Annotated in this window: 10 protein-coding genes and 1 pseudogene; 8 read left to right on the forward strand and 3 right to left on the reverse strand. The window is 61.4% G+C overall.

The annotated features are described in order from the left end of the window. Both repB and repC read left to right on the forward strand, forming a co-directional pair. Positions 1-1002: a plasmid partitioning protein RepB gene (repB, locus tag LB558_RS07065; RefSeq protein WP_224696876.1), complete on the forward strand. Its 1002-nt coding sequence runs from the start codon at positions 1-3 to the stop codon at positions 1000-1002. 173 nt (positions 1003-1175) lie between these two features. After that, the gene (gene repC, locus LB558_RS07070) at positions 1176-2507 is read left to right on the forward strand and encodes a plasmid replication protein RepC (protein ID WP_224696877.1); all 1332 of its coding nucleotides are present in this window, start codon (positions 1176-1178) and stop codon (positions 2505-2507) included. Positions 2508-2542: 35 nt separating this feature from the next. Here repC and LB558_RS07075 read toward each other — a convergent pair. Together LB558_RS07075 and LB558_RS07080 are read right to left on the reverse strand one after the other, a co-directional pair. After that, positions 2543-2644 (reverse strand): annotated as a pseudogene (locus LB558_RS07075) (integrase); the annotation flags it as partial. Between the two features lie 129 nt (positions 2645-2773). Then, the gene (locus LB558_RS07080; protein WP_224696878.1) at positions 2774-4018 is read right to left on the reverse strand and encodes a site-specific integrase; all 1245 of its coding nucleotides are present in this window, start codon (positions 4016-4018) and stop codon (positions 2774-2776) included. Between the two features lie 125 nt (positions 4019-4143). Here LB558_RS07080 and LB558_RS07085 point away from each other — a divergent pair, with 125 nt between their 5' ends. From LB558_RS07085 to LB558_RS07105, 6 genes are all read left to right on the forward strand, one after another. Then, positions 4144-5097, forward strand: a complete 954-nt coding sequence (locus tag LB558_RS07085) for a DUF1403 family protein (protein WP_224696879.1) — start codon at positions 4144-4146, stop codon at positions 5095-5097. Between the two features lie 2 nt (positions 5098-5099). Continuing rightward, complete coding sequence (scpB, locus tag LB558_RS07090) at positions 5100-5783, forward strand: SMC-Scp complex subunit ScpB (RefSeq protein ID WP_224696880.1); 684 nt, start codon at positions 5100-5102, stop codon at positions 5781-5783. A gap of 180 nt (positions 5784-5963) precedes the next feature. Beyond that, on the forward strand, positions 5964-6200 hold the full coding sequence (locus LB558_RS32865) for a DUF1016 N-terminal domain-containing protein (RefSeq protein ID WP_263494812.1): 237 nt from the start codon (positions 5964-5966) through the stop codon (positions 6198-6200). Beyond that, positions 6197-6397, forward strand: coding sequence for a DUF1016 N-terminal domain-containing protein (locus tag LB558_RS32870; protein WP_263494813.1), 201 nt, complete (start codon positions 6197-6199; stop codon positions 6395-6397). Before LB558_RS32865 ends, LB558_RS32870 begins: the two co-directional genes overlap by 4 nt. Before the next feature lie 43 nt (positions 6398-6440). Further along, a complete protein-coding gene (locus LB558_RS07100; RefSeq protein WP_224696881.1) occupies positions 6441-7052 on the forward strand; it encodes a GIY-YIG nuclease family protein in 612 nt (203 codons plus the stop codon). Between the two features lie 42 nt (positions 7053-7094). Next, the gene (locus LB558_RS07105) at positions 7095-7349 is read left to right on the forward strand and encodes a hypothetical protein (protein ID WP_224696882.1); all 255 of its coding nucleotides are present in this window, start codon (positions 7095-7097) and stop codon (positions 7347-7349) included. Positions 7350-7408: 59 nt separating this feature from the next. Here LB558_RS07105 and LB558_RS07110 read toward each other — a convergent pair whose 3' ends face one another. Next, on the reverse strand, positions 7409-13846 hold the full coding sequence (locus LB558_RS07110; protein ID WP_224696883.1) for an NACHT domain-containing protein: 6438 nt from the start codon (positions 13844-13846) through the stop codon (positions 7409-7411). Positions 13847-13919: the final 73 nt, after the last annotated feature.

The following is a 13919-nucleotide window of genomic DNA, read 5'->3' on the forward strand; positions in this document are numbered from 1 at the left end:
ATGGCTCGCAAGAATCTCTTCGAAGTGTCGGAGGCCGCCAATGAGCATTCCGCGCCGGAGGCCCCTAGAACGGCGTTGGTGAGGCCGCTGATGGGTATGGAAAGGCCCCTCAAGCCCGGTCGGCCGGTTGGTGCCATTTCGCAATCCCTCGAAAACATCAACTCGCGCGCACAAAGAGCCGAGGAAATCGAGCGCAAACTGGCGGAAGGGCAGGCGATCGTCGAACTCGATCCAGACCTTATCGACCAGTCGATCGTGATCGACCGCCTTGGAGTGAGTGATGAAGTGCAAGCGGGTCTGGTCGCGCAGATCAGGGAACACGGGCAACAGGTGCCTATCCTGGTCCGTCCGCACCCTGTCGATGGCGGCCGCTATCAGGTTGCCTACGGCCATCGAAGACTGCGTGCCGTCACACAGCTTGGCCGTACAGTCCGAGCCGTCGTCAGGAATCTGACGGACGAGCAACTCGTTGTCAGCCAAGGTCAGGAGAACAACAGCCGTAGCGACCTTTCCTATATCGAGCGCTGCTATTTCGCGACCAAGCTGGAAGCCAAGGGTTTCTCGCGCGACATCATCATGGCCTCACTCGGCGTCGACAAGGCTGCGCTCTCAAAGATGATTGCGCTGGTTGCTCGCCTGCCGCCAGAGATCATTGAAGCGATAGGCACGGCTGAATCGTTTGGGCGCCAGAGATGGTCGGAACTCGCCGATCTGCTTGAGGAGCGGGGCAAACTTGCACGCGCTATGAAGGCTATCGAGGCGCCGGATTTTGCCGCCCGTACCAGCGACGGACGGTTCCAGGCGATTTACGAGCTTATCAAAACCAAAGCCAAGAAAACCGACGCCGTCGCGTGGATCGCCGCGAATGGATCCCGCTTGGTCAGGATCAGCGACAGCGAAACGAAGACGACCTTCGCTTTTGACAAGCGCGTTGAGCCGGAATTCGCGGCCTTCGTACGAGAGCGCCTGCAAGCGCTCTATGACGAGTTCCAGAAAAGATAGAGGACCAAGGAGCATTTAACCGCAAAAGAAAAAGGCCCCCGAACGTCTCCGCGCGGAAGCCCTTCTCAATGCCGTGACAAGCTGAGAATCGCAAATCTGCGAATCACTGTCAAGAGTCCAGGAGCCAGTTTTGGCGCGCCGTGTTCTTTTGCCTAGCGATAGGTAGAAAGAAAATGAGGACGCATATTGCAACGACGCCCTTCGGGCGGCGGCCGATGACGCTTGGGCAGATCTCAACCCAAGCGTCGGCCAAACACGTCGGACAAGATGCCAAAGTATCGAAATGGCAGGTGTTCCGGGACATCAGGGAAGCCAAGGAAGCGCTTGGCGCGACGGATCGCGCGCTGGCGATCCTCAACGCTTTGCTGACTTTCCATCGCGAGGAGGAACTGACTGGTGACGGGACGCTGATCGTCTTTCCGTCGAATGAGCAGTTGGTGCGACGCGCCAACGGCATGCCGCCGTCCACCCTGAGGCGACATATCGCGGTCCTGGTTGAGACAGGCCTGGTGATCCGTCGCGACAGTCCCAACGGAAAGAGATTTGCCCGAAAAGGGCAGGGCGGCGAGATCGAGCAGGCCTACGGCTTCGATCTCTCGCCAATCCTGGCGCGCGCTGAAGAGTTCCGGCAGCTCGCCGACGCCGTTCAGGTCGAACGCAAGGCATTTCGCCTGGTCAAGGAGCGGCTGACGATTTGCAGGCGCGATGTCGTCAAGATGATCGCCGCCGGCGTCAACGAGAGCGTGCCGGCAAATTGGGGCGGGTTTCAGGGCCGCTACGATGCGATCGTCGGCCGGCTGCCTCGAACGGCGCCACGTCAGGTGTTGGAGGGGATCGCCGGCGAACTCGAAGACCTCTGGGTCGACGTGCATCAAACGTTGGAATCGTTTGTTGAATCGCAGAATCCGGACGCCAATGAGTCTCATTTTGAGCGCCACATACAAAATTCAAACACAGACTCTAATCCTACCGGTGAAACCAGACAGGGCTTTCGAGAAAAACATGAAGCGGGCGGCACCGCCGAGCGCTTCGCCAATGTGCGCGACCTGCCGAAACGAGAGTTGCCATTGGGCATGGTGCTGAGCGCATGCCCGGAAATCGTGCCATATGCCGGGGGTGGCCAAATCCGCACCTGGCGCGACCTTGCCGCAGCCGCCGACCGGGCGCGGCCAAGCATGGGGGTGAGCCCGACGGCCTGGCAGGAGGCGTCGGAAGCGATGGGCAGCCAGACGGCAGCGATCGTGCTGGCGGCAATCCTGCAGCGGGCCGATCATATTCGAAGCAGCGGCGGCTATCTGCGGGATCTGACGGAGCGGGCGCGAGCGCAGAAGTTCTCCGTCTGGCCGATGATCACCGCGTTGCTCAACGGCCGTATGGACGCGCTGGAAAAGGCGGCCAAGAATCCCCCTGCGGCAGAACCGCAACCAGGCAAGGGGGGCGAGGCGAGCGACGCGCTGCCGATCAGCAATGCGTTGCGCGACAGCATGAAGAAAAAGGGATGGTAACGATGAGCCGCGGCTCTATCGCCGCATCAGGATGCTCACACAATCAGCCGCGCCGCGCGCCCCAGCTGCCGTTCGGCGTCGTTGTAGTAGCGGGAGGCCTGCTGCACGGATTTGTGCTGCGATTGCTGCATGGCGTCGAAGGCATCATGGGGCCGGTTGGGCAGGCGAATGTGGGTTTTACTTCCCGATTTGAATCGCTAAGGAGAAAATCCTGTGCCCCCAATCGCGCTATTCGGCGGCCGAAAACGGGGGAGGGGAGGGCTTTTCTACAACCCGGACGCCTTGGTGAGATTGACGCGGAAGCGATCGCGTCTGCGCTGATAGTTGCGGGTCATTTCGGCCGAGGCATGGCCAAGCTGCTTTTGCACATAGCGTTCGTCGACCTCGGCCGAGGAGGCGAGGCCGGCGCGGAGCGAGTGGCCGGCAAACATCATGCCCCGTTCGCCCTCGGGCAGATCGCCACGCACGCCGGCGGCCAGCGCGGTGCGCTTGACCAGGCGGGCCACCTCCTGGTCGTTGAGCCGGTCGGCTCCGACTTTTTTGCCTTGCCCTGTCACCCGACGAAAAAGCGGACCGTGGGCGATGCGCGCGAGCTTGAGCCAGGTCTCCAGCGCCACCACCGGGCAGCTCGCATCGGACGAGCCGCGCCCAACTTCGACCTCGCGCCAGCCGGTCTTGCCGCGCAGCCGCACCAGCATGCCCTTGTCGAGGATTTCGATCCAGCCGGAAGAATCCTCGGTCTGGTCGCGGCCGCAGTCGAGGCCGACGACCTCCGAGCGACGCAGGCCGCCGGCGAACCCGAGCAGCAACATTGCCCGGTCCCGCAGGCCGCGCAGGGTGCCACGGTCGAGCGTTTCCAGCATGGCGATCAAATCCTCGGGCAACACCGCCTCCTTCTGGCGGGGCGGGGCGGCGTGGGTGTTGCGGATGCCGGCCATGACGGTGGCGATGTGGCGGTCCTTCCTGTCGAGCGGCTGGCCGCGTTGCGCATAGTTCCAGGTCAGCGAGGAGAGGCGGCGCTCGATCGTCGATACGGATTTTTTGTCTCTAGAGGCCGTGCCTAAGGCACTGCCGGAGGCGAGCGCGGTGATGTAAAGCCCCACGGTTTGTGGATCGGGCGGCAAGAGCGAAAAACCCTGGCGTCGGCACCAGCTGGCAAACTGCTTCCAGTCGGACGTGTAGGCGCGGCGCGTATTGGCCGAGCTCGCCGCCTCGACGTAATCGCGCGCGCGATCGGCCAGTGCGTCGAGATGCGCCGGCAAGCGAGGATTGGCGACGGCCGGAACAGGGGAGGGGGCTTCCGCCGCCGGCTCTTGCGGCGCGCAGCCCATCTCCAGGACGACGTCGATGATGTCGGGCATGTCGTCGGCGAACGTGGCGTCTGGCTCGGCCGAGCCTGCAGCCACGTTCTGGTTGACACGTTCCCGATCGACAGGCGGCGCCGTTTCCTGTGGTCGAGCGGAGCCGCGCCGAGTACGATTTTCGCGGGTTTGAGCGACGTGGGAGGCCATTTCTCATATAAAGACGAAAACGACTGATAATGCAACATTATCATTCATTTGTTGCTGCCGACAAGCTGTGCGTTTTGATGCGAAATTGATGGCATAAAGCGCACGGCCGCTTTACCCTCCAAACCATGATTCGCCTCGATCCCGCGACCGCCAGTTCCGCCGCGCCCCCCACCGTCCCGGCTTGGGCGCTCGCAAGCGCTGGCACGCAGAGCGACGGTGACGCCGCTTTCCAGGCCGGCGCCGCCTTGGCCGCGCTCGACACACTTGCCCGGGCAGAGCATTCCTGGGCTGGTGCCTGGCGCCAGCGGCTGGCGCTTCGCAGTGCCGCCGCCAGCATGCGGCTCGCCGGCAGACCAGAGGACGAGGCCGCCCTGCGCGATGCCTGGCATCTGCGCCCGGCCGGCGCTGATCCCGGCCCCGCCGGCACCATTTTCGGGGCCTGGCGGCAGCTGGCCGCGCAGCCATCCGCCGCCAGCGCCGACCGGCTCGAAAAGATCGTCGGCCAGCTTGGCCTTCATTGGGACGAGGCCGCGGTCGCCGACCTATGCGCGGAGATCGGAAGACTCACGATATCCCAGCGGCATGCACCATTCGCCGCTGCGGCGATCGCCGCCCGCGTCGTCGCCACGCGGCCCGACTCCGAGCTTTTGGCCTGGTGGCTTGCCGACGTCGTGCTGGCGCAGGGCCTGCGCTGGCCGCGGCCGCTTCCGCTGCTCATGAACCAGGTTTTTTCGCCAGCCTTCCGCGCTGAAGTTGGCGGCAAAAGAATCCGGCCGAGCGAAAAGAATTTTGAGCGGGCGGTCTGCGTTGCGCTGGTCCAAGCGGCGGCGGAGGCCTGCCGGCTGGCCGCTGAGTTGTCGCGCCGCGCCGAAAAACTACTGGCGGTGGCGCCGAAACTGCGCGCCAAGGGCGCCGGAGACGTGATTTTTTTGCTGCTGAATGAAGATGCCGTTTCCGGCTCGCTTGTGACAAAGAACCTGTCGCGTTTTGCGGCGCGGCGCCTGTTCGAGCGGCTGCAACAGCTCGAGGCCGTGCGCGAGCTGTCGGGGCGCGCCAGCTTTCGGCTGTTTGGCCTCTAGCCATGAGCGAAGCGTCCGCCCGCCGCAAGCCGAACGAACAACCGGTGCTGCTCGACACGGAACTGGAGCACCTGCCGGCGGAGCTGCGCTGGCGCGAATGGATGGGCCGCGTCGAAGCGGTGATCTTTGCCGCCAGCGAACCGGTGACACGCGAGGTGCTGGCGCGGGTGGTGGGGAAGAACTGCAATCTCGAGCTGATCATCGACGACATCCGCGCCGAGCTCGGCGGCCGCCCCTATGAGCTGGTCGCGGTCGCCGGCGGCTGGCAGCACCGGACCAAGAAAATTTTTGGCGACGCCATCCGCTCCGCCTTCGGCACGGCGGCGGGCGAGGGGGCAAAAGAACTGTCGCAGTCGGAGGCGCTCGTGCTGATGTGTATCGCCTATTTCCAGCCGATCACCCGGGGTGAGCTCTCTTCCTTCTTCGGCAAGGAGGTGTCCCGCGATCTGATCGGCGTGCTGCGCGGCCAGGAGCTGATCGCCTCGGGTCCACGCTCGCCGCAGCCCGGCGCGCCCTACACCTATGTGACGACCAAGAATTTCCTGTCGCAGTTCGGGCTCGACACGCTGCGCCAGCTGCCGGATTTCGAGGCGCTGGAAGACGCAGGACTGCTGTCGAAGGAGAAGCTGCTGGCCGGCGACATCATGCCCGCGTTTTCCGATCGGGATGAGGATCGGGTTGGGTAAAGATGGGCGCGAAGCGCCTTCGCGGTGGGTGGCTCGACGATTCCACCGGAGATCGCCTCGAGCATCCAGCGCGACGGAGGGCTAAAAGCTTGCGGTCCACGACACGCTGCCGTGCGCGTTGTCGCGGAGAGCAGCATTGCTTCCTATGCTTTCCCGCGCGCATCCTGCTAAATTCGACTCATGATCGAAATCTTTCCCGCGTCAGGCAAAGACGGCTACGCCCCATTGCTCTCCGAGTTGAAGCAGCGCATCCGCACAGCTCGCCTCAGGGCCGCTCTCTCCGTCAACGAAGAGCTGATCCTCCTCTATTGGAGCATCGGCCGCGACATCTTGAACAGACAAAGCGATCCTGGCTGGGGTGTGCTCGCATCATTGATCGGCTGGCTGCTGACCTGCGCCGCGACTTCCCGGAGATGACGGGTCTCTCCTCTCGGAACCTGAAATACATGAGGGCGTTCGCCGAGGCCTTTCCCGAGCGTGAAATTGTGCAACAGGTTGTTGCACGATTGCCTTGGGGAATGCCATCAAACTCGTCGAGCGCACAAAGAGCAGCGAGCAACGGCTTGGTATGCCTGACAAAAGCTTCCGCCAACGCCCTCCGTGCAAGCAGTTGACATCGATGCTGATCTCGCAGCTTCTTCGCCAATGAAGCGTGGAATGACTGTCGTTGTCGCAGGGCTGGAGACCAAGAGCGAGAAGATCCGCGCACTGTTGCACGAAGGTTACATGCGGACGGAGGTCGCGGACTTCCTCAACATCCGGTACCAACACGTCCGCAAGGTGGCCGTCGACGCTGGTATCGAAGGAGGCCTCCAGCGCGACCTCATCGTTGTTCCCAAGTCAAAGCCGATTCCGAAGGTTCGCGCCGATGTCGCGATCGACGTGCTCACGGACGCCGGATTCGAGCGTCTGGGTACGTGGGTGGCCGACGGCGCAGGCGGCATCGGGCTCGACACCTCCGCACCGCGCGACGCCGGCGTCTACGTGTTCGTGGTCGACGGTCTCATCAAGTACATCGGCGTGAGTCGGGCTGGCATCCGCAGCCGCATGTCAAACTACCGGCTCGGCCAGGCCGGACAAAAAACCAGCGCCCGCGTGAACCAGATCATCAACGAACACGTAACAGCAGGCACAGTCGTCGAGATCTACATCGCGATGCCCCCTGCGCTCGAGTGGAACGGCTTGCCGGTGATCACGGCCGCTGGGCTAGAAGCTGCGCTAATCAAGATGATTCAGCCACCCTGGAACAAGATGGGTGTGGAGAGTTAAATGGCTAGGCGGTGGCGACGCGTCGCTATGGATGCGGACATTATGGATTTCGGCGGCGCGGCCATCATCAGGATCTCACGCGGGACGAAGGGCGATCCCATGGCGAGCGTCGAACGCATGGAATGGTTCGAACCTGACGGCCATGAACACACAGGTTACGCGGATGCGGTGACGGACCGGCGACGACCTGCAGCGGAGGTGCTCGCCGAATATCGAAAAACGACCGCTGTGGTTGCGGTCGAGAGCGAGGACTTGTGGGACGCGGCCTGGGGAGAATTGCGCAGCGAGCATCGCTAGAGGACGTTCAAGCTTCGGCGAATGAAGGAATCAGCATGCCTTGGTTTGCGAGATCGGGCTCAGTTCTCTTGGCGTGAGGCTTTCTTGGCGTACCAGATGCGAGGTTCGGCTGCGTCGGTCCTGAGGCCGACGAACACCGCCGTGACACCTGTTGTTTCATCATACTCCTGCGTCGATCCGTATTTTGAAATCTTGATTGAGTAAACGAGCCGCTTGCCGAGCAGGGAAAGCGTGCGGTCGAGCCACGCGGGCGCGGCCCACAGAATCTCACCGTCATTGTGATGGTCGACCTGCCGTTGCCCTGGAGCCGGCTCCCAATTGCCCCACACCTGACTTCTGAGCGCGAGGTACCCATCCCTATCGTACCATTCTCGGGCATCGGAATTGAGCTTTAACCCAAGCTGTTCGGAGAGTTCGATGCCAAGCCGTGGCCTTCCGGCAGGGCCTTGCGCGGCGATTTCGTCTCCGACGTCGATGCCAAGGCCATAGGCGTCCGGTGCCCAGACAAATGGCAAAAAGGGATTTGTATGGCTACGCCGGCGCTCGTACCGGCCCTGGTCCCAGAACATTGGCAGCCAGAGTTCATGGTCGCTCAGTTTGGAAAACGCCGCGCATCTGCCGATGGATCCGCGGCGCGGCGATAGTCCAGATACGATGCGCACGTACACGCCGTCTAGTGAGACCCAGCGCCCATAGATGGGAACGAGACCTTCAACGCTTTCGCTAACGAGCCCCAGAGCCTGCTGCAGGGTGCCCTGGTCTTTAAGCGTTTCCTGCTGGCCAATCCTGCGGTCGAGCAGCTTCGTTTTCGCAGCGGTTGGCACTGTATCCTTTCGATCCGAAAGCCAGGATCCGTCCGCAAAGGTGATGTCGTAGCGATGTAGCCAGTCTGCCCAAGGTGAGCCATCATCTGCGTCATCGCAACTATGCTTCACAATCGGCAAAGTCGCGACAAGGGTGGTAGCCGCACTGAATAAGGCATGTCTTTGGATATGCTCCCGGTAGAACTCATACCGCTCGTCATCGTCCCGGCCATATCGATCGCGACCTGGGAAATAGTTCAGGCTCGTCGCCTTCGGCCATCGCTTCATTATCTCTGCCGCGATAGCGTCGGTGACCGCCTCCTTTGCCAACCCGAAAAGCCTGGCCAGACGGGAAACCTCCGACTTGGCAAAGTCATAGTCGAATGAAAATCCCGACTTAGACTTCACGGCGGCGGGCCAATCATCCCTCTCGATGTAGCCGTGTGAGGGTTCGTCTACCGCCTTCCGCAGCGCATCGAGTTCCAGATTCTGTGCCCCTTTGTCACGAAGGTGCTCCAGACATCTGGCGATATGGAGTTTATGCACCACATGGATGTCGGGCCGCTTGGCAAGCGCCGCTAACTTGGGTCGAAGGTGGCGGAGCTTCGCTGCATGGAAGAGAGTCGCTCGCGCCAAACCCATCAGGAACCATTGCTGGGAATTCTGAAAGGAAAGTCTGGTTTCCGGGGAAACCAGTGCGGCAACCTCGGTTTGATCAAAGCTGTCGAGAAGAACGTTGAACTCCTCGAATAGGCCCAGATCGGCCAACGTTCCCAGGCGTCTCGCCACTGCCCACCTGATATAGGCGTCGTCATCCCCCAGCAGATGCCAGATGATCCCGCCAATGAATTTTGCCTGGTTGTTTCCTGACTCTAGCTCCTCTCGCCGAGCTCCCTCGCCGATCTCATCCGCCATCCGCGCTGACGATCCGGACAAGAGGGTCTCCAGTGCGTCCAGACTTGCCTTGGCGGAGGCCTCCCGGCATAGGCTGGTTGCCAGTTGAAGCCATTCGTCGCCGTCAAGTTCGAGCTGCTCCCGGGCTACGGTGCGCAGGACCTGGCCCAAGACGAACCCAGAGTCCTTGCAGAAGTCCGAAAGGGTGCTGATGTGGCGAGTGACATTCGAGAATCTGAGATCGAAAAGCTCCGATCCTTTGTACTCAAATAGCTTCTCGACGACGTGCTTTGCACTTGTGCGCAGATGAGCAACGGCTTCGTCCCATAAGGCGACGGACGCCACGATCAAATCGGTCGTGCGGTCGAACTCGAGTTCAGAGCACTCGCAAAGGGCGAGCACAAAGCTCAAACGGTCGTCAAACGGGCACTGCTCAACAAGGCCATCTAGAAAGCGCTTCCTCGCATAGTAGGGCAGCGACTTGTCGTCCGCGACTTTTCTTAAGGCTTCATCGATCGCGAGCGCGGAAGTCGGATCGCAGGCATCGACAAGCTGGGCGATCCAGCTATCGACTTCAGCGTCCGGGCTCTTGCCCTTCGCAACTGCCAAGACCGATCTCTCGCCAGAGCTGTTCCGGTTATTGAATTCGTCCTGCTTGCGTGCGTCGTCGGCCTTGAGAAGCAACAGCGCCGCCCGATCTACTTCATCGAGGCTGTCGGGGAACCGGTCCCCAGCCTTTAGAATACTCTCCCAGAGTGATGGCCAGGCACCAAAGGGCCGTTCTGCCTTGAGTTTGTTGAGAATGGTCACCAGAATTGGTCGCCGATCGCCTGGCTCGGCGACACCGAGGAGGTCACCAAGACCGTCGCCAATCTGCCAATCTTGCCACCCATGATCTTTGCAGATCGAGACAAGGACTGCGCCCCGGCGTGCGTCGAGAGCGCCATTCTTGGCAAGGAAGCAGGCCAGTTGCGGCAGGCCGTACGAGAAGTCGGCAACGTCCTGATCGTCCCATCGCAAAAGTTTGTGGGCCGCCGCAGGCCCAATCGACTTCGCTGCCGCGCGCGCAAATAGTGGCCACGCAAATTTACCAGAGTCTTGGTGCACCACGGTCTGGCACAGGTTCATCATGCGCTGCGCCAGGTCCGGTCGAACGAACCCTCCCCGTTGAACGGAGGCGTAGTGCAGCAGCGAGTAGATTCTGTCGTGATCTTCGCCACCCATCTGGTCGAGCTGCGCGAGACCCTGTCGGTAGTAATGCCGCGCTTCCCCCACGCTCATTGGAACCAGCGATAAGGCGAGCTCGGCGTAGGATTCCCCTCGCTGCTCCACACTGTCATCTTTGCCAATGTGCTCGGCTATGTGGCGCGCGAACCGGCCGGCTATATCGTGTAGATTGGGACGCTCAGCGAGGAGGCTCAGCACTCCCGTCTTTTGACCAATGGAAAAGCGGTCATTGGAAATCAGCTCGATCAGTGTCTGGGCATCGTCAGCCAGCACGTCGTCGGCATGCCTAAGCAAGAGTCGGGCGCATCCAATCCCAATAGTACGGGACAAGAAGTCCGTCGATCGCTCGGCCATGCGATGCACATCGGTGCGGAGCCGTTCCTTCCAGATCGCGATGAAGCTACTGACCCTTTTGGTCGAGACACCCGTCCCCGCTAGTACCGCATCCTCGATCGGCCCTATCAGCGCGAGCACGAGCCCGACGCCGCCGCCGATCCCGTCACGCTCCCGCTCAGTGAAACGCAACTTCGGACGCTGTTTGGCCGGACCGCGCCGGGCGTCTGGGGGCTGCGCCGCACGAAACTGACCAAGGAAGGCAACCAGATCCTTTTGGCTGTCAATGGCCTTGGCCTGGCGCGTTACCTTTACCTCGGAGGGCAGGAGGTGGTGGTAACGAACGCGCTTGCCGCCTGACCACGCCCGCACACAGGCTCGCAGGATAGGCCCCCATGCTTTCGAGGGTCCGTAGCGTTCCCTGTAGTCGTAACTTGTCGGGCGCGCCACGATCGACGAACCGAGGATACGTCCCGCGGCTGCGCGAGAACCAAATATTAGTGCGGTCAAGGCGGCCTGGACTGCGTCGTTCTCCACCGCTCGCTCGGGTTCGCCCTCCGCCTCGCTGATTTTCACCTCCAGTTGTTTGGGGGTGGGCGCAGCAGCTCGCGTGAGCGACTTCGCCTGTGCTGCGCTCAGCCGATTCTGTCTAGCCAATAGCGAGACTCTGAGCGCAAACGAGTTGCACTTCTTGCTCGATGCGAACCCTATGAAGTTGTCCAATATAACATCGCCGCCGCGGCGCTCGTAAAGGTTCAGCAACTGTACCATCTCGCGGGATACCGACAGGGAGAAGCTGCTGTTCCACCGTGACAGGTTGCGGTCGACGAGACCGTATTCTCCAGCGAGCACGCATTGAAAAAAGACCGCAGCGAGATCAGCGGCGGAAGGGGCCTGACGATCCCTGTCCCCCTCTTCTTGGGCCTGTTCCCAGTGCCATCTAATCCATCGGATCGTGCTCTCACGTTGAATGAGCGCCTCTGCCTCTTCGCCGGCGAAACCGTGCGCGACCGTCAGCCGTGCATTTCTGGCACCACGCCAGCCCGATCGGTCATTGAACAGCCGGCGATAGGCGTCAGGGTCGCCCAACATCGTCGCGAGCGCCGGCGAACGGCGAATGAACTGGTCACCCCGGACATTGGCCGCGGCAACTTGCGACAACCGCATAGTCAGTCCCAATACGCGATCGATGTCGTTCGCGTTCACCGCAAGTCGAAAGGCAGCATTGAGTCGTGCGAGCGTCAGCCGCCGACGGCCAAAATCGGATTGTATTGCGGTCGGGAATTGGTTGGAATCCGCTAGCGCAAAGGCCCGATCGCCATCGTCAATGACGAGGAGGAAGTGCGGAAGCGCCTCCGCGGCGTAGGCTGATGTGCTCTGCGCTCCTAGCAGCCGCTCGGCGATTGCCTGTTGTGCGGCCGTTTCACGAGAGTATTGCTCTCGCACATAGGATTCGGTCGGCTCGTCGCGAAATATGGCACCGTGCGAGACGAGTTCCAGCATCGGCACCAAATCGCCTGCCGCCGTACTCACCTGAGACTTCGACCACCCAAGCGCGGTCGCGAGCTCTTCCAATGGGATAGGTGGGGGCAGAAGCGAGAGTGCGGCGAAGAACTCGACCACCTCGGCGTCCCGCCAACCAGTGATCCTCAGGTCGGCAAAGATCTTGTCGCACCGCTGTGCGATAATTTCTCGTACGGTAATTGGAGTTTTCGGCGCATTGCCGCGCACATTGCTCTCCCAGGTTTGCACAAGGTAGTCGAGGACCCGTGCGTTGCGGCCCGATCGTGCCACGGCCGCTATGAATTCAACATTGGAGACGGTCTCAAGTCGGTCCTTGAGAAACTGGCGCGCCTCAGCCTCGGAGAACGGCCCCAACTCAAACGGCTCGACCTTTGTCCGACCTACGACATCGGGCATACGGTGCGTCCGTGCCGTGAGAAGCAATTTCACGCCGTCAAGTGGCTCGTTGTCGAGCGACGACAGCAGTAGTTTCGGAAAAGCGTCCTGCTTTCGGTTGCCTGCCTCGAGCTCCGCGTTGTCGGCGGCGTCGACAATAAGCAGTATCCCGCTCTTCTTCGATTGCTCCCTCACTGCTTTCGCTGCCTGAGCAAAGCGCTTGCGCGCGGCCTTGATGAGGCCGATCCGGTCTCTGTCGCCGGGCAACAACGGATCACACAGCCCCCGCGAAGCCAGTTCATTAGCAATCTGCACCAGGCCGACACTGGGCAGATGCCGCGACTGATCTTCGGACCGGTAGGCGCCGCCGCCGAAGCAGTCGAATACGACGACTTCGAATTGACCCGTCAGCTTTGCCGCCAGGCCTTGGATGAACACGGTCTTTCCAACACCACCCTCGGCGTGGACAAAGATCGGCAGCGTCGAATTTCGGACCAACTCCCCCACGACACCAAGCTCCGCCCGCTCCACCACGGCACCCACATCGATGAAGCGCGTATGGGCGGGGAACAGATCCTCCGGTTCGCAGTCCAGGGCATCGAGAACGTCCTCGCGTCGGACAAGGTTGTTGTTCTGCCCCGCCGGGCCGGCTTTTTTCAGGATAAGTTCTTGCAGGCCAAACAAACGCAATCTTGCAGGCCCATCGGCTCCGCCGGACCAATCGGTCAGGGTCCGGCGGAGCGCGTTGCTCTGTCCTGGCAGGCTCTTCTCGGCCGCGCGGAACTCGATCTTCGAGAACAGCCGTCGCGGATCGCCCACCTTGTGAGCCTTGCATAGCGACGTCAGGTACCGGATCGGCTCAGCATCGGTGCCATCTGCCGACATCCGACCGACCTTCAGAACCTCGATCGCTTCCCACAGGCCTTCGGAGAATTCAGCCGTAGTGACGAAGGAAAACGAAAGCTTCGCGTCGACCTCTTTGCCTGAGAATTCGCTCTCGTAGCCAACTAGGGTGTCGCAGAACTTTTCGATGGTCTTTTTTAGGTAAGACGCCGTTACAGGGGATCCCCTCTCCTTGTACTTGAACTGGACGGTCTCAAGTCTGTCGCACGAGGCGAAATCGTTTCCCTCGCCGTAATAGAGGACCAGGTCCGCCACATCTTCGGCCTCGGCACCCGGGTTCGCTGTTTCGGTTGACGAAATGCCTTCAACGGCAATTGCGAAGAGCCGGTCCTTAGGAAAAATTAGTTGCAGGGCACGCCTTGCCGCCCAACGTTCGTGGAACGTATGGCCGCCCCGCGAGGCGCGAACATTGCTGATACTGTCGTCTATGCTCGGCATTCTGCCCCAGCGGAAAATCGTGACGAAAGGTGTTGCAGTAGCGCGGACTCACCGGGACCGTAGGTCCTGCCCA

Source organism: Mesorhizobium sp. CO1-1-8 (genome assembly GCF_020164875.1).
In the GTDB taxonomy this organism is placed as follows: domain Bacteria; phylum Pseudomonadota; class Alphaproteobacteria; order Rhizobiales; family Rhizobiaceae; genus Mesorhizobium.

Excerpts from the sequence above, each read along its gene's own strand:
- repC (WP_224696877.1), top strand. The coding sequence starts at position 1,176 with ATGAGGACGCATATTGCAACGACGCCCTTCGGGCGGCGGCCGATGACG.
- LB558_RS07085 (WP_224696879.1), top strand. The coding sequence starts at position 4,144 with ATGATTCGCCTCGATCCCGCGACCGCCAGTTCCGCCGCGCCCCCCACC.
- LB558_RS32870 (WP_263494813.1), top strand. The coding sequence starts at position 6,197 with ATGACGGGTCTCTCCTCTCGGAACCTGAAATACATGAGGGCGTTCGCC.
- LB558_RS07080 (WP_224696878.1), bottom strand. The coding sequence starts at position 4,018 with ATGGCCTCCCACGTCGCTCAAACCCGCGAAAATCGTACTCGGCGCGGC.
- LB558_RS07105 (WP_224696882.1), top strand. The coding sequence starts at position 7,095 with ATGGATTTCGGCGGCGCGGCCATCATCAGGATCTCACGCGGGACGAAG.
- LB558_RS07110 (WP_224696883.1), bottom strand. The coding sequence starts at position 13,846 with ATGCCGAGCATAGACGACAGTATCAGCAATGTTCGCGCCTCGCGGGGC.
- repB (WP_224696876.1), top strand. The coding sequence starts at position 1 with ATGGCTCGCAAGAATCTCTTCGAAGTGTCGGAGGCCGCCAATGAGCAT.
- LB558_RS32865 (WP_263494812.1), top strand. The coding sequence starts at position 5,964 with ATGATCGAAATCTTTCCCGCGTCAGGCAAAGACGGCTACGCCCCATTG.
- scpB (WP_224696880.1), top strand. The coding sequence starts at position 5,100 with ATGAGCGAAGCGTCCGCCCGCCGCAAGCCGAACGAACAACCGGTGCTG.
- LB558_RS07100 (WP_224696881.1), top strand. The coding sequence starts at position 6,441 with ATGACTGTCGTTGTCGCAGGGCTGGAGACCAAGAGCGAGAAGATCCGC.